Genomic DNA, 23,939 nt, shown 5'->3' with positions numbered 1-23,939 from the left:
TTCCTTCGGCTTCGCGTCATGACCACGCGGCTGTCAGGCTTCCATCCTTGTCACGCCAGTGGGGCGTCCAAGCGAGCGCCACGAGCTTGACGGCAATATTGGCTTTGGTGGGCTTGATCGAAATCGTTTCGAGTTTTTCAGTCAGAGGGGCGGTGGCCGCGGTCAGCGCGTCGCTCTCCGACTTAAATTGGGCTTCAAGGTCGATCAGCTGCTGCTGAATCGCTGCGACATTTTCTTCGGCTACGCCCACATCTTTTGACTCTTTCATGACCCGACCCGCGCTGCGGATCGCGGTCGTGGCACGGCCGATGTTCGAGGCGCTGATCGTCTTCCGGCCGAGGAAGGCTCCGAGGATGGAGGCCCCGACGGAAATGGCCGCTTGCACCTGGCTGGAACGGGATTCGGCTTGCTGCTTTTCTTTGGCGAGTTCCGCGCGCCTGATCCGGTCTTGAAGCGCCGCCATCTTCGAGGCATATTTCTGGCGAAGCGCTTCAGCCCCCTTGTCGCGCTGTTCCCGCCCGGTCTGCTGCAACCGCACGCGGAAATCCCGCTCAGACTCCCCTGGTTTCGACAGGTCTTTCGTGCTGGGGCTCCTGAACAACTCGACTTTCTGTGTCCGGAACAGCCAGCCGCCGAAGTCCTTGTTCCAATCGGCATGGCGCTTCGCCTTGCCCGCGCTCGCAGGCAGGGCAAGAAACTGTGCGTTCTCCTCTGGATGCTGTTCCAGATCGGCTACCGCCAGATCCGCGGCCATCGATCGGTCCCAGTCCACCGCGACGGGATCATCCGTGATAGGCGCCAGTACCATGACGTCCCGCGCGCTGTCGATGCCGTTCTTCGAGTCGGAGAAGCGAATGTGCGACGCTCCCAGCAGCATCGGCGCATAGACCAGCTCGCTTCCATCCGGTTTCGTTCCACGCCACGGCACAAAATGCTGCGGAATATCCGGCGGCAGCATCGGTCGTGATTGTAGGGCCGAGTGGTGAGTGCTGAGGGCTGGGTTGGGAGCCCCGAACGCTTCACGCTTCACGCCCAACGCTTCACGTCTCACCGGCTCCATCAACGCTTTGATCTGCGTTCTGGTGAGAGGCCCACGGAGGTAGGACAGACACCACCGTGTCTCGAACACGACCGGTTCGTCCTCGTGCACGTTATTCATCAGGAAGATTCGATTGCCGAGGCCGGCCAGCGTTTGCTCCATGCGGCCACGATCAAACCGCTTCCCGGCACTGGACGAAGCCCCTTCCAGCCCCTCCAAGACACGGGCCTTATCTCGTTCGGTTTGCAATCTCCCAATGAACCAGGTGCCGGTATTGGCCAGGCCCTTGTAGTCGAGATCCACGGGATTCTGCGTGGCAAGAACGACTCCGAGCCCGAACGCGCGCGCCTGCTTGAGCAAGGTCATCAACGGCAACTTCGACGGCGGATTCGAGACCGGTGGGAAATAGCCGAAGATCTCGTCCATGTAGAGCAGCGCGCGCAGACTCGTGGTGCCGGACTGCGCCCTCATCCATCCGACCATCTGACTCAGCAACAACGTCACAAAGAACATGCGCTCCGCGTCGTTCAGATGCGCAATGGAGAAAATGGCCAAGCGGGGCTTGCCAGCCGGCGTATACATCAGCGATTGGATATCGAGCGCTTCTCCCTCGCGCCAGGCCTGGAAGCCCGGCGCGGCAAGCAGATTGTTCAGCTTCATCGCGAGCGCGAATCGATCTTTTGATGGAAAAAATGAATCGACATCCATGACCCCGATCTTCGAGACCGGCGGCGATTGAATGGCTTGGATCAATGATGCGAGATCAAGATCCTCTTCTTTCCTCCAGGTCCGGTCGAGAATCGTGGAGAGGAGAATATGCTCCCGGCTCTGGATCGGATCGGCCTCGACGCCGAGCAGGCCGAGCAGACTCGTGACCGTTGTACTGATACGCTCACGCAGCAACTCCGCATCTTCCCGCGCATCGGCAGCCGGCGCGGCGAACGATTTCAGGATGGAGACCGGCAATCCGGCGTTGCTGCCCGGCGTGTAGATCGCCACATCCGCGGCATCCCGCAATCGCTGAATGCGCGCCCCGTCCTGTTGCCACCCTGCCAGGCCTTTGGCCCATAATTCCGCTTGGCCTTTGGCGTAATCGGCCGGCGACAAGCCTTTCTTGCGCGCGTCGTCTTCGTTGATCCAGGGTTGAAAGTCCTCGCCCTGGAGCGACGGGAACGTGAGCATCAAGTTGCCGAGGTCCCCCTTCGGATCGATGATGATGGCGGGGATATGGTCGATGGCTGCTTCTTCCAGCAGCGCCAGACAAAGACCCGTCTTGCCGCTGCCGGTCATGCCGACGCACACCGCGTGGGTCACCAGATCTTTTGAATCATAGAGCAGCCATCCCGGCTTGGCCTGTTTCGCGGCAAGATCATAGGGTCGTCCCATGTAAAAGATGCCGAGTTTTTCGAAATCCTCCGCCGTGGAGAGGATCGGCGCGGATGATGCCGTGGATTTCTCGGCGGCGCTCTCGGCCTTCGCACTCGAGTCGGTCCTCTTTGCCTTCGGCATGCCTCTGTCCCCCTTCGCTCGACGATCAAGATAAATTTCGCGATATTGTAGTGGCCTAAAAGACGAGCTGCAAGCGGGAGAGGAGTGATCAGATCAACCGGAAGGAGTAGGCGGCATGTATGGCAAGCCGCTGACCGTCACCATTCCTTAAAAATGATGAACACCGCCACCACAATCAACGCGAATCCCACCACATAGTTCCACTTCAACGCTTCTTTGAGGTACACAACGGAGAAGATCGAGAAAACGACCAGCGTGATCACCTCTTGAATTGTCTTGAGCTGTGCCGCAGTGAATTGCCCATGGCCGATCCGATTGGCCGGCACTTGAAAGCAATATTCGATGAAGGCGATCCCCCAACTCGCCAGAATCACCGTGAACAAGGGATAGTCCTTGAACTTCAGATGGCCGTACCACGCAAGCGTCATGAACACATTCGAAATCGTCAACAACGCGACAGTCTGCATCGGACCGACTCCTCCTTCTTTTGAGCAATGCTGGCATATTGTCCCTTGAGTTCGCGCGGCAGGAAAGTAAATGCTCAATTACCGGGATGAACTATCGGGATAACTTGCGAGACATCGATGCATTTGTCAGGTGGAATACCTATACGAGGTAGCGGTCAGGAAGATGTTCGAGATCGTCCGCATGAGGGTTGTCTGCATTCCCATCCTTTCAATTTCGACGTATTGCCGCAACTAGTCAAAACATCATCACCTTCCACTCAATCCATAGTCCTGTGTAAACGATTCAATAGGTCATCAAGGTCATTGATATTCTGCGGAGTCAACACAAACACATTTCCGTCATAGGCAGTTGAATAATGGTTGATGATGTCAGAGAGGACCTCGATGACTTTCTCAAAGTCACCCATACCAACGGCGCGTCGTCTTCCAATCGATGGCGATCAAAAAAGTACTCCTTGTCAAAATGTGCGTGAAACTTGTCCCTGCGTATTGCAAAGCTTTTCAGGCAGTCAAGATTCCTGATTCGTTCACGATTCGCATTAACCGTCTGAAGCGTAATTGCGTCTCTAGCCAGCATCCAATGTCCATCAGGATAGTTTTTCCGACGCTTTAGCTGTTCAATAGCAAGCATGCTGAGGTTGGACTCCACAAATGCCAAGAAGTTAAAAATACCTCTCTGACCCTTCTCAACAAATAGCTTGTCGACCCAGAGGATGATGGCAGAAAAGAGAGCATCTGTTGCGGTCAAGAAGAAAGCTGGAGCCAGATTCATCTCCCGGAGACGATCATTCCTCCGTTCATACAGTCTTTTATATAACGCGACATAACAGGCCAACCGGGTAGCCTCGGAGTTTAGATTGGCGCGGTAGGTCTCAAACTGCTTTTCAATTTCGCGGATATTAGTCATTTACTTTCCACGATGTAGCTAAGGCCCATGCGCACCATCAACCACCACTTCTCCATTTCCTTCTTAGCGGGGATGGAAGGGATGGATCATTCGAGAATCGGCATGGCAAGCGCAGGAGAGATAACAGCCATAAAGGGTGCCGAGTGCGATGGCATGCGATTCTTATCGCGCTTCAGAATCGCGCTCGACTATGCGTATGAGACCAGTTGCAACCACTGTCCATTACATTATGCCGACTCTCGAACGATCCGCCCTTACAACCCTGCTTCCTTCAACACCTGTCCCGTATACGATCGCTTCGACTTGGCGATTTCTTTCGGCGGCCCTTCCGCCACAATTTCGCCGCCACGATCTCCGCCCTCCGGCCCCAGGTCGATGATCCAATCCGCATTCTTGATGACATCCAAATTATGTTCGATCACCAGCACCGTATTGCCGGCTTCGACCAGCCGATCCAGCACATCGAGCAATCGCTGCACATCGGCGAAATGCAATCCCGTCGTCGGCTCATCAAGGATGTACATCGTCCGCCCCGTCGCTCGCTTGGAGAGCTCGCGTGAGAGTTTCACCCGCTGGGCTTCGCCGCCGGAGAGCGTCGTCGCCGATTGGCCGAGCTTCACATAGTGCAGGCCGACATCGTGCAGGGTCTGGAGTTTCGTTTTGATCAACGGAATGTGTTCAAAGAACTCCAACGCGTCGTCCACCGTCATATTCAACACATTGGCGATGCTCTTGCCCTTATGGTGGATTTCGAGAGTTTCGCGGTTGTACCGTTGGCCCTTGCACACTTCGCAGGTCACATAGACGTCCGGCAAGAAATGCATCTCGATCTTGATGAGGCCGTCGCCTTGGCAGGCTTCGCATCGGCCGCCCTTGACGTTGAAGCTGTACCGCCCCGGTTTATAACCACGGACGCGCGATTCCGGCAGATTGGAATAGAGATCGCGGATGTAACCAAAGAGGCCCGTATAGGTGGCAGGATTCGACCTCGGTGTCCGCCCGATGGGCGATTGATCGATATCGATCACCTTGTCGAGCGCATCCACGCCCCTGAGGTCTTTGCACCCATCGATCTTCGGCTTCTTGTGGTAGAGCAGTTGCGAGAGGGAATGGAAGAGCACCTCCAGTACCAGCGTGCTTTTCCCTGATCCGGAGACCCCCGTCACGCAGGTGAAGAGACCCATCGGAATGCGCGCCGTCACGTTCTTCAGATTATGCTTTTGCGCTCCGACTACCGACAGTGTCCCCCGAGGCTTCCGGCTCCGCTGCGGGACAGACACGGTCTGAATGCCACGCAAATATTGGCCGGTCAATGAGTTGGGGTCGACCATGACCTGCTGAGGCGTGCCCTGCGCGATCACATGCCCGCCCTGCGAGCCCGCGCCAGGGCCCATATCCAAGACATGGTCAGCCGCCATCATCGTCTCGGCATCATGTTCCACGACGACGACGGTGTTCCCCAGGTCTCGCAGCCTGAGCAACGTCTGCAACAATCGACGATTATCGCGCTGGTGGAGTCCGATAGACGGTTCGTCCAGGATATACAACACGCCCACCAAGCCTGACCCGATCTGCGTGGCGAGCCTGATCCGTTGCCCCTCGCCCCCGGACAAGGTCGCCGCAGCCCGATCGAGCGTGAGATAGTCCAGCCCCACATTGACAAGAAACCCGAGCCGCTCCCGAATCTCTTTCAAGATCCGATGGGCGATCACGAGTTCACGGTCGGTAAACTTCAACGAGAGGAAAAAGTCGGCTGCCGCGCGAACCGAGAGGCTGGTTACCTCGGCGATCGACTGCTTCGCCAATTTGATCGACAAGCTTTCCGGCCTCAGCCTCGCCCCATGGCAGACGGCGCAGGGCTCCAGCAGCGTGAGATCCGCTTCCTCCTGACAGCCGGGGGGCATGACAGAGCCGATGCCGTCGCAAGCCGGACACGCTCCGTGCGGGCTATTGAACGAAAAGATCCTGGGCTCGACCTCCGGATAACTCACGCCGCATTTGATACAAGCCAACCGGTCGCTGTAGAGCCTGGTCCGGCCGTCGTCCGTCAGCACACCGACCAGCCCGCCCGTCAGCTTGACCGACGTTTCGACAGAATCCGCCAGTCGCCGCATGAGCGCCTCGCCGGATTTCATCACCAACCGATCGACGATGATGTCGATCGTGTGCTTCTTCTGTTTATCGAGCGTGAGATCTTCCCCAAGATCGACAATCTTGCCGTCGACACGCGCGCGGACATAGCCCGCCTTGCGCATCTCCAGCAGTTCCTTCCGGTATTCCCCCTTTCGCCCACGCACGATCGGGGCGAGAATCTGGAATTTCATGCCTTCCGGCAGCGAGGCAATCGCGTCCACCATCTGTTGCACGGTCTGCGCGGTAATCTCTTCGCCACATTGAAAACAGTAGGGCCGCCCGACGCGGGCAAAGAGCAGGCGGAGATAGTCATAGATTTCCGTCACCGTGCCGACGGTGGAACGAGGATTATGGCTGGTGCTCTTCTGTTCGATGGAGATGGCAGGCGACAGGCCTTCAATCGAATCGACATCCGGCTTCCCCATCTGTTCGAGGAATTGCCGGGCATAGGCCGAGAGGGATTCGACATAGCGCCGCTGCCCTTCCGCATAGATCGTATCGAAAGCGAGCGACGACTTGCCCGAGCCGCTCAAGCCGGTGATCACCACCAGCTTGTCGCGTGGAATTTCCACGTCGATGTTTTTGAGGTTATGCTCCCGTGCCCCTTTGATGACGATCGAATTACCCATAAGCGTGGGATTATAGCATGGCGGGATGAACGGCGGCCGGTGGACGCCAACCATTTCGGTTTTCGATGGAAGACGGGCACGAGGATGCTGGGTAAAGGTGTCTGCCGAATGGTCGATGCGGATGCGAAGGATGAGGGAAAGCTGATGAACCCTCCAGACGCTGGCTTCAGGACTTCATCGCCTGGGCGGCAAGTTCTTGCGGGTGTTCGACGATGCGCTTCAGCTCGATCAGAAACTTCGCGCCCATCACACCATCGATGGCCCGGTGATCGCACGACAATGTCACGTGCATTCTGCGGCCGGCTTTCACGGCGCCCGAAACAACGACCGGCACGTCCCGAACGGCACCGACGGCCAGTGTGGCGGCTTGCGGTGGGATGAGGACGGCGAGAAAATTGTCCACCCCGAACATGCCGAGATTGGAGATGGAGAATGTGGCGCCGCTGTATTCCTGCGGTTGCAGCCGTTTCTGTTTCGCCCGCTCGATGAGCGCCCGCGATTCAGATGAGATCGTTTCCAACGTCTTGGCGCCGCAATCGCGAATGACGGGCGTCACCAAGCCGTCCTCCATGCCGACCGCAACGCCGATATCGATTCGCTCATACCGCCTGATCGCCTCGCCGGTATAGGACACGTTCAGTTCCGGATGCTTACGGAGCGCCAGAGCCACGGCTTTGATGAGCAGATCGGTCATTGAAGGATGAGATTGCCGGTCTTTTTTGAACTGACGGCGAAACTGCTCCGCCGCGTCCATGTCGATCTCCCTCGTCAGATAGAAGTGCGGCACCGGCGCTTTGCTCTGCGCCGTCGCCCTGGCGATGGCTTTCCGCATTTGCGTCAGGGGCTGATCGGTTCCGGCCGGCATCGTCGTCGTTGCAGTCCCTTGCGCGCCGGCCACATCCTCCTCGACGATTCGCCCACCGGGACCGGTGCCGGTTACCGCGGAGAGATCGATCCCCCGCTCAGCGGCCAGGGCCTTGGCCCGCGGGGAGGCGATGATGCGATTCTCTCCTGTACCCATGGGTGACGCGCCGGGCGAGATTGTCGATGCAACTGCGGGCTTGGCGCCGGTCGAGGCCACGGGCATGACCTTGTCGGACAAGGCTTCCGTGATGTCTTCATCCGCCTCGCCGATGACGCCCAACAGCGTTCCAGACGCCACTGTTTCCCCATCCTGCACGAGTATCTTCCGAAGAATACCGGAGGCGAACGCTTCAAGATCCATGACCGCTTTGTCTGTTTCGATTTCAGCCAGAGCCTCTCCGGCCTGTACGGAATCCCCTTCTCGTTTCTTCCATTGGAGGAGCACGCCCTCTTCCATCGTATCCGTGAGTTTGGGCATTACAACGCGGCTTGCCATGGCTCTCCTCCCCTCACAGTTCACAGTAGCGACTTGACGGCCTCGATCACGCGCGGCACGTCCGGAATCGCCGCATCTTCCAGCGGGCGGCAATAGGGCATGGGCACATCTTCACCGGTGACTCGCCGGATCGGACCGTCCAAATAATCGAACGTGGTCGAATACACGCTCTCGGCAATCTGCGCGCCCAGGCCACAGAAATGCCAGCCTTCCTCGACGATCACCAGACGCCCGGTCTTTTTGACCGACGCCGCGATCGTCTGAAGATCCAGCGGTTTGAGCGTGCGCAGATCGATCACTTCCGCCTCGACCTCTTCGCGGCTCAGCGCGTCGGCGGCTTCCAGCGCGAGCAACAGCATTTTCGAATACGCGACGATGGTGACGTCCCGGCCCGTCCGTTTCACCTCGGCGACGCCGATTGGAATAGTGAACTCACCTTCTTGCACCTCGCCCTTCGTGCCGTACAAAAGCTGCGCTTCGATAAAGATGACCGGGTTAGGGTCTCGGATCGCGCTCTTGAGCAGACCTTTCGCATCGTTCGGCGTAGCGGGCGCGATGACTTTCAGTCCCGGCACATGGCAGAACCAGGCCTCCAGACTTTGCGAATGCTGGGCCCCCAACTGGTGGGCGGCGCTCCCGGGGCCGCGGATGACGAGCGGCACCGACAGTTGTCCTCCGGACATATACCGGATTTTGGCGGCGTTATTGACGATCTGATCGAGGGCCAGGACGCCGAAATTCATCGTCATAAGTTCTACAATCGGATGCAACCCCGCCATGGCGGCGCCGATGGCCAGGCCGGTAAAGCCGGCTTCGGTGATGGGCGTATCGATCACGCGCTGAGGCCCAAACTCCTCGACGAATCCTTTGCTGACCTTGAAGGCGCCCTGATAGTAGGCGACGTCTTCGCCGATCAAAAAGATGCGCCGGTCCCGGCGCATCTCCTCGCGCATGGCCTGATTCAGAGCTTCACGATACGACAATTCCATTGCTCGCCTACTCCTGTACGACGTCGGCGTGCAGATCCGAGCGGGCCGGAAACGGACTTTCTTCTGCAAACTTCACGGCGGCCCGCACAACTTCTCTGATTTCCCCCTCCAGCTGCTTGAAGTCCGCCTCGTCCGCCAGCTTCCGAGCCATCATGGCGTGCTTCAACAAGACAAGCGGATCACGTTTTCGGTACTCCTCCACTTCCTCTTTGGTCCGGTAGTGACCGTGCGCCGGGTCCGCCATCGAATGGCCCATGAACCGGTAGGTCGTCGCCTCGATGAACCAAGGCCCATCCCCCGCACGGACCTGCGCCACCACCCGCTGCATCGCCGAACGGACCGCGAGCACATCCATGCCGTCCACCGATTCCGCCGCGATGCCGTAGGATCGAGCGGTTTCGGCTACATCCCCATACAGCGCGATGGCCCGTTCGGCCGGTGTGCCCATGCCATACCGATTGTTTTCACAGATAAAGATCACCGGCAGTTTCCACAGAGCAGCCAGGTTGAACGCCTCGTGCGCCTGCCCGCTCGGCAGCGCCCCTTCACCAAAAAAGCAGACCGTGACCAGATCGAGCGATTGATATTTATTCGCAAAGGCCAGACCCGTTGCGAGCGGGATGTGGCCTCCCACGATGGCATACCCACCCATAAACCTGTGCGACAGATCGATTAAGTGCATCGACCCGCCCTTGCCTTTGCAGAGGCCGGTCGCCTTGCCGAACAACTCGGCCATGACTCGGCCCGGATCGGACCCGCGCGCAAGACAATGTCCGTGGTCGCGATAGGCGCTGATGACGTAATCGTCCGGCCGAAGGGAAGCGATGGCGCCGACCGCGATCGCCTCCTCACCGATATACAAATGAAGAAAGCCGGCGATCTTGGCAAGGGCGTACATCTCCGCCGATTTCTCTTCGAATCGACGAATCAGCAACATCTGACGATACAGCGAGAGGAGATCAGCCGGGTCCATATCGACTATTATGCAAGTCGGCTCAAAGGCAACTCAACCAGAATCATACGACGACCGAGAAGGGCTGTAGAGCGCATGAGGACCTGGTCCCACCAAGTCGGACCCCTCATGCGTTTCGCGTTGGATTGCGCCCCGGCAATTTTCAGATTGGATCCCTAACCGCCATGGAGCCGCTCGCAAGATCCGACCACCTGATCACCGGATGACTCACCTTGACAAAGCTTGAAACCGGGTGCTACCACCGTGAAATGGTGGGAACCGATCGTCGTCCATTGGCACAGGATTCAGAGGCCCCGGCAAAGGTGGTGTCCACCTGGTCCGGCCAGGCCCGCGAAGATGCCGTGCAGCGGATGTTCACCTCCATCGCCGGCGTCTACGACCTGAATAACACGCTGTTAAGTTTCGGCCTGCATTATCACTGGAAGAAGATTACCGCTTCTTTCATTACGCCCGTCGGACGGGGGACCGCGCTCGATGTCGGATCCGGCACGGCCGATCTTGCCCTCTTGCTCGAGTCTCGAATGGGGCCCAAGGGACGTGTCATCGCCTCGGACCTGAACCATGCGATGCTCGCCGAAGGCCTTAGGAAGATCGGCGGGAAGGGACTCTCCGACAAGATCACCTGCTTGCAGGCAAGCGCGGAACATCTGGGGTTCGGAGACAACACCTTCGACGCGGTCACCACCGGTTTTTGCATGCGCAACGTTGGGGATTTACCAGGCGCCGTGCGAGAAATTCGCCGTGTGATGAAGCCCGGTGGTCGCTTCGTGTGCCTGGAGTTTTCACGTCCGATATTCGGTTGGTTGCGAACGCTGTACGATTGGTATTCGTTCAAACTGCTGCCCTGGATCGGCACCATCGTCGCCCGCGATCGCACCGGCGTCTATGAGTATCTTCCGGCGTCGATCCGGACATTTCCCGACCAAGAGCGGTTGTGCCAGGTTCTGCGCGATGCCGGGTTCCGTCAGGTGTCGTACAAGAACCTCAGCGGTGGCATCGTCGCGATACACGTCGCAACCAAATGACGCCAATGGTCATTCGTCAAACGTCATTCGGTTACGCACGAGCGCTCTTCACGATTGGCCACTGACGATTGACGGCTCCCATGAACTCAATCCTCTATATCTTCCTCCCCTGTAAGAAGGTCTACCCCATCGGGATCACCTACCTGGCGGATTTTATTCATCGGCGGAAACCGGACGTGCGTCAGCGCATTCTCGATCTCTCGTTGTTTCCAGTCGCGCAGCGCAGCCAAGCCATCCGCGACGCGGCGACGGAATTCAAGCCGGACCTGGTCTGCTTCTCATGGCGAGACATTCAGATCTTTTCGCCGCATGAAGGCGATTCGTCGTTAGAGCATGCTTTTAATTTCTATTTTGCCAGCAACCCTCTCAAGCGAGTCACCGCTTCCATCGCGGGCGTGAAGCAGCTCTACCGGTATTACAATCACATCTATACGATCCTGTCGTACCCGGCGCTGATCCGCAAGGAGTTCCCCAAGGCCCAGATCATGATCGGCGGAGGAGCGTTTACGGCGTTTGCCGATCAGTTGATCGAAAAGCTCCCGGAAGGCACGATCGGCATCCTTGGCGAAGGGGAAGACGCCATCCTGAAGGTCATTGAAGGCCGCTCGATCGAGGATGAGCGGTACATCGTCAAAGAAGGCAAACAGATCCGAAAAGGCCGGCAGGGTTCCCCCGCGCTGTTGGATGCGCTCACGGTCGATCTGCCTTATCTCACCTCGATTTTTCCTCAATATGGGGACTATATCGGGGAATCGATCGGCGTGCAGTCCAAGCGGGGCTGCCCGTACGACTGTGCCTTTTGCCTCTACCCCTACATTGAAGGCAAGCGGGTGCGTTACCGGCCACCGGAGATGGTCGTCAAAGATATTTCGCAGCATTACCATCAGTGGGGCGCCCGTCGGTTCTGGTTTACGGACGCCCAATTTATTACGGGCAAGGAAGCCTATCCGCAATGCACGGAAATTCTTGAGCGAATTGTGGCGGAGAAGCTCGAGATCGAGTGGTCCGGCTACATCAGAACCTCGTTGATTACCCCTGAGCTCGCCAAGCTGATGGTGCGGTCCGGCGTGGGCGATCTGGAAGTCGCCATCACCTCCGGTTCCCAAGAGGTGCTGAACAATTTGCACATGGGCTTCAAGCTGGAACGGCTCTATGATGGCTGCCGGTATCTGGCGGAAGCCGGTTTCAAAGGGAAAGTCATCCTGAACTACTCTCTCAATAGCCCCAAGGAAACGGAAGAGAGCCTCCTCCAAAGCGTGGAGGCCTATAAGAAGGTGGCGGCGATCCTCGGGGAAGAGCGGGTCTTCCCGTTGATGTTCTTCCTCGGCATCCAGCCGAATACCGACCTGGAACAACGTCTACTGGAAGAGGGATATTTGTCGGCCGGCTATAACCCCTTGATGCTGACACCGACCAGTATCAGGAAGCTGCTGTATAACCCTGCCCCGCTCAACAAGATTATCGCCAAGGCTTGTCTCCGGGCCTGGGAACGGAAACAGGGTAGCCGCGATCCCCGCCGATGGACCGGATCCTTGTCCCAGTCATCGGAAGAACCACCCTATGCCGACCAAAACCTCAGCAGAGGGATCGAAGGCAATTCCGGACGGGACGCCTTGCTTTCGATCGAGGAAATCATCCGCTCGCGCAAACCAACCCACTCTCCTCCCCAGACAGCTGAGCCTCGAGCAAGTTCGGTCGGTTAAACTTCGTCATCGGTCATGAGTCGATGGTCACTGGTCGATAGACGGATGATACGTCTTCTGCCACTGACTCATGGCCATGGACTATTGACCACCTGGCGCCTTGCATTCCCGTTTGAGCCAGTGCTATCATTCCTACTCTTTAGAGGCGTTGGCCGTACGTCAATCATTTGGATTTTCATACAATTACGACTCCTCTCCTCTGACCAAACTCGCGCCTTAAGGAGGCGCCTCAATGTATAAGACGATCTATATTCCGGTCGATAACTCCGACCATTCGAATACCGCGGTGGATGTCGGCGTTCATTTGGCAAAAACCTTCGGTTCCAGGATCGTGGGAAGCCATGTCTACGCCGCGAAGATGCATGATAAACGCTTCAAGCAGATGGAAGCGGGCCTCCCGGAGGAATACCATGACGAGAAGGAGCTTGACCGTCAGCGCCAGATCCACGATTCGCTGATCACCCGAGGACTCCAAATCATCACGGACTCCTACCTCGACTACGTCGACAAGAAATGTAACGAAGCGAATCTCCCGGTCGAGCGACGCTCGCTCGAAGGACGAAACTGGAAGGTGCTGGCCGAGGACATCAACACCAACGGGTATGACCTCGTCATCATGGGCGCCTTGGGCGTCGGAGCGGTCAAGGACAGCGTCATCGGCAGCAATACCGAACGCGTGGTCCGCCGGGTCCGTAACTCCGACATGCTGATCATCAAGAACGTTCAGCCCATAACCGGTGGAAAGATCGTCGTGGCCGTCGACGGCAGCCCCTACTCGTTCGGCGGGCTGATGACCGGCTTGGCGCTCGGCAAGGCCTTCAACATGCCGGTGGAGGCGATTTCGGCCTTTGATCCCTATTTCCACTACGCGGCATTCCACAGTATTTCCGGTGTCCTTAACGAAGAAGCCGGCAAAGTCTTTCGCTTCAAGGAACAAGAAAAACTGCACGAAGAAATCATCGACAGCGGCTTGGCTAAGATCTACCAGTCTCATTTGGACATTTCCCGAGAAATCGCCCAGGCCGAGCAAACGGATGTGAAAACGACGTTGCTGGACGGCAAAGCATTCGAAAAAATCATTCAGTACGTCCGCAAAGATGTCCCTGCCTTGCTCATCGTCGGGCGCATCGGCGTCCATAGCGACGAGGACATGGACGTCGGCAGCAACACCGAAAACCTGCTCCGGAGCGCCCCTTGTAATGTGCTGATCTCCAACCGCAAATACGTGCCTCCGATCGATACGCAGGCCGAGTACACGATCGCCTGGACGGAAGAAGCGTTGCGGCGGATGGAAAAGATCCCCGTTTTCGCGCGAGGCGTGGCGAAGACGGCCATTCATCGGTATGCCATCGAAAAAGGCCACACCATCATCAGTAATACCGTCGTTGACGCCGCGGTCGGACACATTCTGCCTAAAGGCGCCATGGACGCCATGCGCGCGCTTGGCGGCAATCTGGACGCAGCGGGCATCGACCGCGATAAGATGCAGGCCGATGAGGGCGTGACCAAAGATCTCATGGGTCCGACATTGAGCGGAATCATGACCCAGATCGTTGAGGAGAAGCCGAAAGAGATCAATGCCTCCACACAGGCCTACCTGGATCGTATGGGGCAAACGTATTTCGTCTGCGACGGCTGCGGCTATATCGGGAAGGGTGACGCCCCGGTCAAATGTCCGGTGTGCAGCGCGGATGGGACGAGATTCAAACAGGTCGATAAAAAGATTTTCGAAGTAGCCGCGACGGCCGAGGGTGAACTGGAAACGGATGTGGCGTACGACGATGTGCCGATGCAATGGACCAAGGATGCGAAAGAAGCGATCCGTGTCGTGCCGGCCGGCTTCCAGCGGAGACGCGCGAAAGCCAGGATTGAAAAGAGCGCGCGGAAGTTGGGCATGACGACCATCACGCTCGAATATGCGGCGCCGGTCATCAAAGAAGCCGCATCCGAAGACTATACACCCATTTTCTCCAACAAGGGCACCGGCACCTCGCCGGCCGCGGAAGCCACCCTTGCGGCGGCGAACGGGAACGGGACGAACGGTCATGTCGAAGCCGCGTCACCCTATACCTGGACGGACGACGCACAAGCCAGATTGGATCGGGCTCCGGAGGGCTTCATGCGTGATTGCACCAAGGCGCTGATTCTCAAGCATGCCGAGAAAATCGGCGCGACCCTGATCACGATTGAGGTCGCCAATGAAGGGATCGAGCAGGCAAAAGAATATATGGCTGAAGCGATGAAGACAGGCAATCTCAAGGACATGATTGCCGACCTCACCGGAAAGGGACGCGGGTAAGTCTCGCGCGCTAAGTTTTTGGTGCTGAACCCCAGAGCCTTCCTCTGACGAGTCCTCCACCTTAACACCTACGACACGTTATGGGTAAATCGCTTCCCATCTTCAACGGTCCTTCGGGCGCCTTGGGCTCCTTGCAGCAACAAATCGCCCAGTTCTTCACCCCCGTTCCAAAGGGGGACGGACCGTTCGATGGGCGGACGGTTGACGACTTTAAACCCTACCTCGTTGCGCTGAACCTGACCAAACGTTGCAACCTCAAATGCAACCACTGTTATCTTGATGCGACGACCAAAGCAGCGGGCGGGGACGATGAGCTGAGCACTGAAGAGTGCTACCGGCTCATCGAGCAGATCGCAGAAGTGAATAAGGGGTGTCTTCTCGTCATTACCGGCGGCGAACCATTGGTGCGTCCTGACATTCTTGACATTGCTCGGTACGCCGTCAAACTCGGCTTTATGGTGGTCTTCGGCACAAACGGGATGCTGATTGACGACCAGATGGCCAAAACTCTTGTGGAAATCGGCGTGATGGGTGTGGGTATCAGCATTGATTCATTGGACCCCGCCAAGCACAATGCTTTCCGTGGCGTTCCAGGCGCGTGGGAGGCCGCGATAGCCGGCATTGAAGCCAGCAAGCGGAATGGCCTCCAATTTCAAGTGCATTTCAGCGCGCAGCCGATGAACTATCGGGAACTGCCCGAGGTCATTGACTGGGCGCACCGACTTGGCGCCCGCGTCCTGAACGTATTCTTTATGGTGTGCACGGGACGTGGCGAGGAGCTGACGGATATCACGCCCGCGCAGTATGAAGAGGTCCTTGGCTACCTCGTCGACTGCCAAGATAATTACAAGGGCATGCTGGTCCGCGCCCGTTGCGCCCCGCACTTCAAACGGTTGGCCTATGAGAAGGACCCCAACTCTCCGATCACGAAGGCGACCGGATACATGGGGGGAGGATGCCTGGCAGGCACCAACTACGCCCGGGTGACGCCGAACGGTGAGTTAACCCCTTGTCCCTATATGCCGCTGTCGGCAGGGAATATCCGCCGACAGAGCTTCGCCGATCTCTGGGAACGATCGGATGTCTTCAATTCCTTCCGCTATCCACAACTCAAGGGGAAATGTGGGGACTGCGAATATACCGACATCTGCGGGGGGTGCCGCGCCCGTCCCTATGTCGACCATGGTGACTGGCTGGATGAAGATCAGTGGTGCCTCTATACCCCGAAAGGCGGCGAAAAAATCAAGGTAGCGTTCAATGTCGCGGAAGAGACCGACGTCACGTGGGACGACGCATCCGCGCTCAGATTGAGCCGTATCCCCTACTTCCTACGCGCCATGGTGAAGAAAGGCGTGGAGAAGCATGCCCGCGAAAACAATGTGCAGCTCATCACCGTTGAATTGATGGAGGAATTGCGCAAGAAACGATTCGGCAATGACGCACCTGTTTTCAAGTTTGACCGTTAATCGTCATTCGTTAATCGTATGAAACCAGCCATTCGTCAGTCTCCATAGCTTTTCACGGTTCACGTTTAACGATTCACGTTTAGCGAGGCCTCTGCATGGATGCTCTCCAAAGTATCACCACCGATCTCAATATCCTCATTCCGATCGTCAACCACTGGTTACATCTGCTTTCAGCGATTATTTGGATCGGCGGCTTGGCGTTTCTCGTGATGGCGGTGACACCCGGGCTGGAGAAGGCCGTTCCCAAGGATCAGATCAAACCCATCACGGATATTTTTTACCGACACTACAAGAAAGTCGCCGGCATTCTCGTAGTCGTCCTGCTGTTCACCGGCGGCGTGAATCTCCACTACGTCAATCAGGTCATCACGTCACAAACGGGGAACGGGATCCAGCACCACTCCAAGTATCTCATGGTCTTCATGATCAAGCTTCTTCTCGTGCTGGGGCTCCTCACACTGTTCCTCTACACGGTCATTTTCAAGGCAGACGACGAGGCCGATGAGGGGGAGTCCTATGAGGCCATCCCCTTCCAGCGCGCCGCCCTCTGGATGGGGTTCTTCATCGTCCTCTGCGCCGCCGCGATGAAACACCTGCATCAATAGCAGGGTGTTGAAAAATTCCACCAGCGCTGTTCCCCGCCTTGCCGAAGCGGCTTCGCGAGGCAAGGCGCATCATTCAGAGGCTCAACGTACCACCGAGCAAGAGCTGCCGGAGCAGTTCGGAGCGGGTGGGTGAGAACAATGGCCTTTTTGACTGCCTGCGAGCGTTCTACGTTTTAATAGTATCTACGATCTCAAGCAGGGCTCATTGCTGTTGTAATTGCTTTTCAACAGCCTGATGGTCTGCGTTCACGCTCACCGTTTTAAGAGACGATTGCTCTGTCTCAAATGAGACAACCGCTGTATCAGCTCGATACAGTTCCGCATTTCAGACAATCGTATATTTCCAGACGTACGATAAAAGAATCAATCACTTAGCCACACAACTATCAACTCGGCAATCCGGAACGGACATTGCTTCCTCAACCGGTGAGGGTCGAAGAACATTTTGGCCATCTTGGATGAATGGAGCGCGCTATGGAGCTGACGGTCACTCACGTGGTAAGAAAACCTCTCTCTTTCTCACGATCTGATGCCCCTTCCGGATCAGGCCCGGCCAAGGCAGCACTGCTCCCTTCAACCATTGCCACGAAACCAAGTGAGACGGTCCAGACAGCCCCTTTCTCCTTCGTCGATTCTGAGATACATCTCCCGCAGGCGGCGTCAGACTCAGATCACAAACTGAGTCCAGACACGAACACGAGCGTTAAGGCGAGAACAGCGCATTCCATATTGGTTGTCGAGGATGATCCCGATATTGCGATGGCCTTACAAGACTTGCTCGAATTCGAAGGATTCCATGTTGACTGTGCACAAACCTGCAGCCAGGCCTTTTCATCCCTCGAACAGAATGCCTACCATGCGGTCCTCCTCGATCTCGGACTCCCCGACGGAGATGGTTCCTCGATTTTGGAGAAGCTCCAAGTTTCCCGTCCCTCCCTTCCCGTGATCGTCTTATCGGCCTCAAACAGGGATCTAGGGCCTTTACGCGCGTATGCCCGTTTGACCAAACCATGGGAGCGAGCAGAGTTATGCGGGATCCTACATCGCGCCATCGGCACGACGTCGTCTTCGACGGTGAGTTGAATCGGAAATGCTTTCGGATAAGAGAGACGGTCTTATTCCTGACGGTCGTCGGGGCGTGATATAGTTTCGGAGAAATTACGGCCTTCCAGGAGTAGCGATTTCCCTCCAAGCAGCTGCATGTTCATTAGTCCGAACCTCAGCGACATTGCCAAAGACCTCGCCGACGAAATGACGATGCGCCCACGATTGTCCCTCAGAAAAATTTTCTCCGTCTCCGTTAGCCGTATTGGAGTTCTCAGATCCTCATTATCCGAGGCGAGAAAAGAAGTTCGGTCATGTTATTCGGTTCGTTCAAGCCACTGGAGAAGCCCTTCGGGTGGATTGGGAGACTCACTCGGGTGATTCGTGAACGAGACATGAATGAGAGCATCAATCTGCTCACCGCCAACAAGCGTTTCCGACAACACCAGTCCTCTGTTCCCCCTTCCGCACGGTCCTAGATCAATCACCTTCAGTTCACCAGACTCGTCCTTCACATGAATCTCATAGGCGACTCCTAAACCACACGCGGTGGGTTGCGGGACCTGAGTAATAGTTTGCACGACTCCTCGGATCCGTACGATTCGGAACTGATAGTGTCCGGGGTCGGACAGAACCTCATGAATGGATGTCATGTAATACGATTGCAGGGACGGCGGTCTCGACCGAGGAACGAATTGTGCGGTACTGACGCTTGCCGTCGCGATGGACAGCAGAACTATCACCACAGAGACGGCATACCGCGTCAGAGTGAGCATGCTCAAAGTATAGTGCATCCTGAACGTGGAAGATCTTGCTACTGGGGTCTCCTGGTTAGAGCGGACAGATTGGTACAATATCGTCTCGTGCGATTTGTCACGAATGACCACTGACCCCTTCTGGAAACATACAGAGGTCTGCCAACCAGCTATCAATGAGCAGAATTTAAACTGGATCGATCGGAGTTGAGAGGCCTTGCGTTATGTAAGAGAACAGATACGCAGATAAAAGAATTACCAAGCCCCTTGGACGAAGGCTACTTGGATCGGTTGAGACCCAACGCCCGCTTGAAGACCGTCGCGAAGCCGAAATAGCCGAAGGAGTCTTTGAGGTTCGAATACAACCGCTTGACCGCGCCCATATCGGGATTCGTGACATATTCCATGGTCAGCGCAATCCGCTCCTCGCCCTCTCCCAGAGGCGTGACGGCATGCCAGAGTTTATCACCGTTGAAAATCACCATGTCTCCCGGTTCGGTCACCAGCTCAAGATGGCGGGGCTGCTTGGTCGGGTGGTCTTTGAAGAGTTCGCACACCAGCTTGCACTGGGTTGACCGATCCACAAGCCCCATCAAGATCGTGTAGCGAGCGCCCTTATAGTAGGACGTATCGTAGTGGAAGCCGATGTGGTCGCCCGGTTCAGTGTAGTAGTAGAGGGCGCATGAATGGGGATCATTGTCCGGGCAGAACATCAGCTTCGCCTGAACAAGCCGGTTCAGGAATGCCCGGAATGACTCAGCCCGATAGAGGTCGAGAAAGCGGGGAGCTTTCTCCTGCACGGTATAATAGCTGACACTCCCGCCCTTCTTATGGCCTGGAATATAGTTTCGATTGAGATCCGCCTTCATGCCCTGAGCCTGTGGAACGAGCACCTCCTCGACGAAGGCACGGGGCAAGAATTGTTTGATGACCAGGAACTCGTTTTGCTCCCAATACTCCTGGTGAAGCCGGTCGAAATCCAATCTTGTGATCGCTTGATCGACGGCTTCAGCCACGCTGCTCATGAGTTTTGTCACTGGCTGAGTTCCCTTAGCTCACGAAGACGAGTCATTCGTCAATAGGTTTACGGCCCGTTCAGCACCGGAGCCCTGACGACTTCCGCATCCGACGGGGTCTTAAAGTCAAACACCTCATTACCTAATCCCTGGTTGGGTTTCAAGTTCGAAAATTCAAAGACGGCGACGTTGCCGCTGACCTCATGGAGGGACACCGTACGGATAAAGTAGGTTTTGGGGAAAACCTCGACGACGATCTTCTGAAGATTCTGAGTGGATTCCTGCTCCTTGGCTTTTGGAATCAGCGTGATGAGCGGCATCCCGCCGACTCCGCGATCTTTCCCCCTAGTAGGCTCGATCTCAAAGGATTCATCCAATTTGGCCGCTCCCTGCAACAGTTCCAACGGCGCCTTGGAGGCCGCCATCTGCGTCAACTTCCCGACCAGGACCTGCTTATGTTCGGGAACATAAACCTTTACATCCTCCTGGTTCACATAGATTTGCTCGGTCGCCGGATCCAAGTAGTCCCACCGTAAGCGGCCCGGCTTTTTGATGTAGACCTTGCCGGATGATGTCACCGGCCGCTCAAACCCTTCAATCTTTGTTTTCTGAGAAAAGTCGGCCTGGAGATCTTTCATCTTCTCGTATCGCGCTTGCAGCTGTTTGACGACTTCACGAACCTCCTGCAAGGCCTTTTCATCAACCGGTCCGTCCGCCGCCCAAGCCGGCAAGACCAATATGACACTCACTGAAACGGCAAGCCACCAGCGCATCATGCTTCCGCCGCGCCGACCGGGCCGCGCCGTCCAAGCACCTCCCGACGCCCATCACGACCAGCCGCCCCCACAATGCCTTCCGATTCCATCTGCTCGATCATGCGCGCGGCTCGAGGATAGCCGACCCGCAGCCGGCGCTGAATCAACGAGGCCGACGCCTGTCCGGTCGACAGCACCAATTCTTTCGCTTGCTCGTACACCTCGTCTTTCGCCTCTTCCTCAGCCGCCTCCTCCAACTTCAGCGACTGCAGCTCCTGGTTATAGATGGGCAGGGCCTGTTCCTTCACAAACTCGACCACCGAGCGGACATCGTCGTCCGAAACAAAGGACCCATGCAGACGCGCAAGACGACCGGTGCCGGAGGCCAGGTACAGCATATCGCCTCGGCCGAGGAGAGCCTCCGCGCCGTTCGCATCGAGAATGGTTCGCGAGTCGGTCTTCGATGAGACTTGGAACGCGATCCGCGCGGGAAAATTCGCTTTGATCAAGCCGGTCAGCACATCGACGGATGGACGCTGAGTGGCCAGTACCAGATGAATGCCGGAAGCCCTGGCCATCTGTGCAAGTCGGGCGATCTTGTCTTCGACATCTTTCGGAGCGACCATCATCAGATCCGCCAGTTCGTCGATCATGACGACGATAAACGGCAGCGGTTCCGGCGGCGTCGGTTTCGGCTGCATGCAACCCCGTTCCCCCTCGGCGATCGACGTTTCACCGGCGGAGAGACGCTCTTCGTCCGAGAGAAACTTCATCGGCGGCTCAGTCTGCTCGACGTCCGATGCGCTCTTTTCAGCAAACACCTCGTGCAAACCGGCGACCTTGCGATTGTACGCCTCAATGTTCCGCACACCGGCTTCCGCCAGCAGCTTATACCGCCGCTCCATTTCAGCGACGACCCATCCCAAGCCCCTTGCGGCTGACTTGGGGTCCGTAATCACCGGCCGCAAAAGGTGCGGGATGCCCTCATACGATTGGAACTCAAGCATCTTCGGATCGATGAGCAACAGTTTCACTTCACTCGGCTTGGCGGAAAAGAGGATGCTGAGCAACATCGTGTTCAGACTGACACTCTTCCCGGCCCCCGTTGCTCCGGCCACCAAGAGGTGCGGCATCGTCTTCAAATCGGCCGTCATCGGGGCACCGAAGATATCCTTGCCCAACGCCAATGTCAGCCTGGATCTTGCCCGCCGAAAGGCCTCGCTCATGACGACTTCTTTCAGAGACACCGTCTCCCGAGACCGGTTCGGCACCTCAATGCCGACCACGGATTTTCCCGGTAACGGCGCAACGATGCGTAAACTCGTCGCCTTCAGCGCCAATGCCAGGTCGTCGGCCAGATTCACAATGCGAGCGACCTTCGTGCCGGGACCCGGCTCAAACTCGTACATCGTGACGACCGGGCCTGGCCTCACTTCCGTCACAATGCCCTCGATGCCGAAACTCATCAGTGCGCGGGATAAGATCTCGGACTGGGCCTTGAGTTCCTCATCCGACATCCGATCCATCGGCCCGGAGGGATCGCTTAACAGAATCTCCGGGTCAGGAAGCTGATAGTTTTCGGATGCAGTTGTCGGAACAACCAGTTCCGGCTCAGCCGCTTGCGCGTCCCATGTTGGAATTGCGACAGGGAATGGCTGGATGATCGGACCCGGAGAAGTCGGGGTCAGTTCAACCTCCTCGATTCCGTCAATTGCTGACTCCTCTCCTCGAGTGACAGGCGCCGGCTTCGACGACCTCGCTCGTGATCGTCGATGGTCGCTCTCTTTCTCGATTTCAATTGATCGCTCAGGCATCACCGCCGACACTCCTTCGCGGAGAGCGGCCCAACAGGCCGGCATCCGACGGACGGCTTCCGCCAAGGACAGTGGGGCCGTCAACAGAAGGGAGACCAGGAATCCTGTGATGACCAGAATATGGGCCCCGGTTCCGGCAAAGACAGCGCGGAGCCCCTCGGCGATCGCCTGGCCGACGACACCACCGCCCATCCCGCGGGAAATCATCCCGCTGGTCAGGGTCGGCACCCCCGTCGTTTCAAGATGCAGAAATGCGCTCAGGAAGAAGACGGCGGCTAACGAGCCGGCGGCCGTCCGCAGCGTAAGACTCACCGGAACCTGAGAGAAACATCGAAATCCCAATCGCCCCAGCAGCAGGGGAAAGAGATAGGCCGCTCCACCGATGCCGAAAAAGAACGCACCGGCCAACAACGCGCCGAACGAACCGATGAGATTGCGTGGTGGATCGGCATCCGGCGCACCGGTCGCCAGCACCTCCGCCTCTCCGGGCACAAACGACAGGAGGCTCAAGAGCATCAGCAGACTCAGCGCGATCAAGATCACGCCGATCACTTCTCGCTGGATATGAGAAGGGGAAGATGGGGCGCGGCGGGCTTCTCCCCGCTTCGCCGAGGTGGTGGCACCCATGGGACGAATGCTAACACAGGGGCAGAGTCATTTCAAACGAACGCGCATCTGGATCCCCGGCAATCGGTCTTGCCGATCGCCGGTCCGATCATGGGGATTTCTTTTTCGATGTTCCGCGCGGCGCCGGCCGGTCAAACCAATCGACTCGTCACAATGGAGCCGACGGCGCCGTATGCCGAATGATCTTGCCTTCCACCAGATAGACGACCAACTCGGCGATATTGGTGGCATGATCGGCCACTCGCTCAAGAGACTTGGCGATAAAGCTCAATCGAATGGCACGGGAAATCGTGTGCGGATTTTCCATCATGAACGAGAGCAGCTCACGAAACAACTGTTCCATGAGGTCATCCACGAAGTCGTCATCCCCGATGACTTTCCTGGCCAGAATGGCATCTTCCTTGACGAAGGCGTCGATGCTTTCCTTCACCATGACCCGCGCCAGGCTCCCCATCCGCGGGATATCGATGTAGGGCTTGAGTTGAGGCTCTTCGTTCAGTTCGATCGCGCGCTCACAGATACTTTCCGACAGATCACTGATACGTTCAAGCTCGGTGGACAGCTTCATGGCCGTCGTCACCAACCGAAGATCGCGCGCCGCCGGCTGGTGGAGCGCCAGCAATTCGATGCAGGCTTCGTCGATCTCGACATCCATCGCATTGACCTTGTGATCCCGTTCGATCACTGCGCAGGCCAAAGCCGCGTCTCGCGTGACCAACGCGGTCAACGCCTTATCGATTTGGTCTTCCGCGAGGCCGGCCATTCGCGCCAGCTTCGTCTTGAGTTCGGCAAGTTCTTCGTCGAAATGTCGGTGTTGAGCCATG

At 57.1% G+C, this 23,939-nt stretch carries 18 protein-coding genes; 6 read left to right on the top strand and 12 right to left on the bottom strand.

The features are described from left to right. Positions 1-16: 16 nt before the first annotated feature. The 7 genes from COMA2_RS09925 to pdhA form a co-directional block, all read right to left on the bottom strand. Positions 17-2,425, bottom strand: coding sequence for an ATP-binding protein (locus tag COMA2_RS09925; protein ID WP_175304524.1), 2,409 nt, complete (start codon positions 2,423-2,425; stop codon positions 17-19). Between the two features lie 260 nt (positions 2,426-2,685). Continuing rightward, the gene (locus tag COMA2_RS09920) at positions 2,686-3,015 is read right to left on the bottom strand and encodes a DMT family protein (RefSeq protein WP_090897179.1); all 330 of its coding nucleotides are present in this window, start codon (positions 3,013-3,015) and stop codon (positions 2,686-2,688) included. 319 nt (positions 3,016-3,334) lie between these two features. After that, entirely contained in the window at positions 3,335-3,922 is a 588-nt protein-coding gene (locus tag COMA2_RS09915; protein ID WP_090897176.1) for an AbiU2 domain-containing protein, read from the bottom strand. Between the two features lie 254 nt (positions 3,923-4,176). Further along, positions 4,177-6,684 carry an excinuclease ABC subunit UvrA gene (gene uvrA, locus COMA2_RS09910; RefSeq protein ID WP_090897407.1) on the bottom strand — a complete coding sequence of 836 codons (2,508 nt, stop codon included), beginning with the start codon at positions 6,682-6,684 and terminating at the stop codon, positions 4,177-4,179. A gap of 166 nt (positions 6,685-6,850) precedes the next feature. Beyond that, complete coding sequence (locus COMA2_RS09905) at positions 6,851-8,044, bottom strand: dihydrolipoamide acetyltransferase family protein (protein ID WP_090897174.1); 1,194 nt, start codon at positions 8,042-8,044, stop codon at positions 6,851-6,853. A 20-nt stretch (positions 8,045-8,064) separates the two neighbouring features. Continuing rightward, positions 8,065-9,033 (bottom strand): pyruvate dehydrogenase complex E1 component subunit beta, encoded by a 969-nt coding sequence (locus COMA2_RS09900; protein WP_090897172.1) that lies wholly within the window; start codon positions 9,031-9,033, stop codon positions 8,065-8,067. A gap of 7 nt (positions 9,034-9,040) precedes the next feature. Further along, the gene (pdhA, locus tag COMA2_RS09895; protein ID WP_245630953.1) at positions 9,041-10,006 is read right to left on the bottom strand and encodes a pyruvate dehydrogenase (acetyl-transferring) E1 component subunit alpha; all 966 of its coding nucleotides are present in this window, start codon (positions 10,004-10,006) and stop codon (positions 9,041-9,043) included. 248 nt (positions 10,007-10,254) lie between these two features. On the opposite strand from pdhA, the gene mpqE reads away from it, so the two are divergent. From mpqE to COMA2_RS21310, 6 genes are all read left to right on the top strand, one after another. Further along, positions 10,255-11,031, top strand: a complete 777-nt coding sequence (mpqE, locus tag COMA2_RS09890; RefSeq protein ID WP_090897166.1) for a methyl-plastoquinone biosynthesis methyltransferase MpqE — start codon at positions 10,255-10,257, stop codon at positions 11,029-11,031. A gap of 80 nt (positions 11,032-11,111) precedes the next feature. Continuing rightward, the gene (locus COMA2_RS09885; protein WP_090897162.1) at positions 11,112-12,734 is read left to right on the top strand and encodes a B12-binding domain-containing radical SAM protein; all 1,623 of its coding nucleotides are present in this window, start codon (positions 11,112-11,114) and stop codon (positions 12,732-12,734) included. Positions 12,735-12,966: 232 nt separating this feature from the next. Next, positions 12,967-15,033 (top strand): universal stress protein, encoded by a 2,067-nt coding sequence (locus COMA2_RS09880; protein ID WP_090897160.1) that lies wholly within the window; start codon positions 12,967-12,969, stop codon positions 15,031-15,033. 80 nt (positions 15,034-15,113) lie between these two features. Next, positions 15,114-16,499: a radical SAM/SPASM domain-containing protein gene (locus COMA2_RS09875; protein ID WP_090897157.1), complete on the top strand. Its 1,386-nt coding sequence runs from the start codon at positions 15,114-15,116 to the stop codon at positions 16,497-16,499. Between the two features lie 95 nt (positions 16,500-16,594). Next, complete coding sequence (locus tag COMA2_RS09870) at positions 16,595-17,104, top strand: DUF4149 domain-containing protein (protein ID WP_090897154.1); 510 nt, start codon at positions 16,595-16,597, stop codon at positions 17,102-17,104. A 462-nt stretch (positions 17,105-17,566) separates the two neighbouring features. Next, the gene (locus COMA2_RS21310; protein WP_090897151.1) at positions 17,567-18,187 is read left to right on the top strand and encodes a response regulator; all 621 of its coding nucleotides are present in this window, start codon (positions 17,567-17,569) and stop codon (positions 18,185-18,187) included. Between the two features lie 278 nt (positions 18,188-18,465). Here the strand turns inward: COMA2_RS21310 and COMA2_RS09860 are convergent, their stop codons facing one another. From COMA2_RS09860 to phoU, 5 genes are all read right to left on the bottom strand, one after another. Then, positions 18,466-18,924, bottom strand: a complete 459-nt coding sequence (locus tag COMA2_RS09860) for a hypothetical protein (protein ID WP_139077243.1) — start codon at positions 18,922-18,924, stop codon at positions 18,466-18,468. Positions 18,925-19,181: 257 nt separating this feature from the next. After that, positions 19,182-19,940: a phytanoyl-CoA dioxygenase family protein gene (locus COMA2_RS09855; RefSeq protein ID WP_245630951.1), complete on the bottom strand. Its 759-nt coding sequence runs from the start codon at positions 19,938-19,940 to the stop codon at positions 19,182-19,184. Between the two features lie 47 nt (positions 19,941-19,987). Next, entirely contained in the window at positions 19,988-20,695 is a 708-nt protein-coding gene (locus COMA2_RS09850; RefSeq protein WP_090897147.1) for an outer membrane lipoprotein periplasmic chaperone LolA, read from the bottom strand. Next, a complete protein-coding gene (locus tag COMA2_RS09845; protein WP_090897145.1) occupies positions 20,692-23,115 on the bottom strand; it encodes a DNA translocase FtsK in 2,424 nt (807 codons plus the stop codon). The genes COMA2_RS09850 and COMA2_RS09845 overlap by 4 nt, the downstream gene beginning before the upstream one ends. A 148-nt stretch (positions 23,116-23,263) precedes the next feature. Next, positions 23,264-23,938: a phosphate signaling complex protein PhoU gene (phoU, locus tag COMA2_RS09840; RefSeq protein ID WP_090897143.1), complete on the bottom strand. Its 675-nt coding sequence runs from the start codon at positions 23,936-23,938 to the stop codon at positions 23,264-23,266. Between the last annotated feature and the right edge of the window lies 1 nt (position 23,939).

Origin of the sequence: Candidatus Nitrospira nitrificans (assembly GCF_001458775.1) — a bacterium.
Classification (GTDB): Bacteria; Nitrospirota; Nitrospiria; order Nitrospirales; family Nitrospiraceae; genus Nitrospira_D; species Nitrospira_D nitrificans.
Note: the sequence above shows the minus strand (reverse complement) of the source record. Positions and strands in the feature narration are given on the sequence as shown.

Excerpts from the sequence above, each read along its gene's own strand:
- COMA2_RS09875 (WP_090897157.1), top strand. The coding sequence starts at position 15,114 with ATGGGTAAATCGCTTCCCATCTTCAACGGTCCTTCGGGCGCCTTGGGC.
- COMA2_RS09845 (WP_090897145.1), bottom strand. The coding sequence starts at position 23,115 with ATGGGTGCCACCACCTCGGCGAAGCGGGGAGAAGCCCGCCGCGCCCCA.
- COMA2_RS09900 (WP_090897172.1), bottom strand. The coding sequence starts at position 9,033 with ATGGAATTGTCGTATCGTGAAGCTCTGAATCAGGCCATGCGCGAGGAG.
- COMA2_RS09925 (WP_175304524.1), bottom strand. The coding sequence starts at position 2,425 with ATGGGACGACCCTATGATCTTGCCGCGAAACAGGCCAAGCCGGGATGG.
- COMA2_RS09870 (WP_090897154.1), top strand. The coding sequence starts at position 16,595 with ATGGATGCTCTCCAAAGTATCACCACCGATCTCAATATCCTCATTCCG.
- COMA2_RS09885 (WP_090897162.1), top strand. The coding sequence starts at position 11,112 with ATGAACTCAATCCTCTATATCTTCCTCCCCTGTAAGAAGGTCTACCCC.
- COMA2_RS09880 (WP_090897160.1), top strand. The coding sequence starts at position 12,967 with ATGTATAAGACGATCTATATTCCGGTCGATAACTCCGACCATTCGAAT.
- COMA2_RS09850 (WP_090897147.1), bottom strand. The coding sequence starts at position 20,695 with ATGATGCGCTGGTGGCTTGCCGTTTCAGTGAGTGTCATATTGGTCTTG.
- COMA2_RS09915 (WP_090897176.1), bottom strand. The coding sequence starts at position 3,922 with ATGACTAATATCCGCGAAATTGAAAAGCAGTTTGAGACCTACCGCGCC.
- mpqE (WP_090897166.1), top strand. The coding sequence starts at position 10,255 with ATGGTGGGAACCGATCGTCGTCCATTGGCACAGGATTCAGAGGCCCCG.
- pdhA (WP_245630953.1), bottom strand. The coding sequence starts at position 10,006 with ATGGACCCGGCTGATCTCCTCTCGCTGTATCGTCAGATGTTGCTGATT.
- COMA2_RS21310 (WP_090897151.1), top strand. The coding sequence starts at position 17,567 with ATGGAGCGCGCTATGGAGCTGACGGTCACTCACGTGGTAAGAAAACCT.
- COMA2_RS09905 (WP_090897174.1), bottom strand. The coding sequence starts at position 8,044 with ATGGCAAGCCGCGTTGTAATGCCCAAACTCACGGATACGATGGAAGAG.
- phoU (WP_090897143.1), bottom strand. The coding sequence starts at position 23,938 with ATGGCTCAACACCGACATTTCGACGAAGAACTTGCCGAACTCAAGACG.
- COMA2_RS09860 (WP_139077243.1), bottom strand. The coding sequence starts at position 18,924 with ATGCTCACTCTGACGCGGTATGCCGTCTCTGTGGTGATAGTTCTGCTG.
- COMA2_RS09920 (WP_090897179.1), bottom strand. The coding sequence starts at position 3,015 with ATGCAGACTGTCGCGTTGTTGACGATTTCGAATGTGTTCATGACGCTT.
- uvrA (WP_090897407.1), bottom strand. The coding sequence starts at position 6,684 with ATGGGTAATTCGATCGTCATCAAAGGGGCACGGGAGCATAACCTCAAA.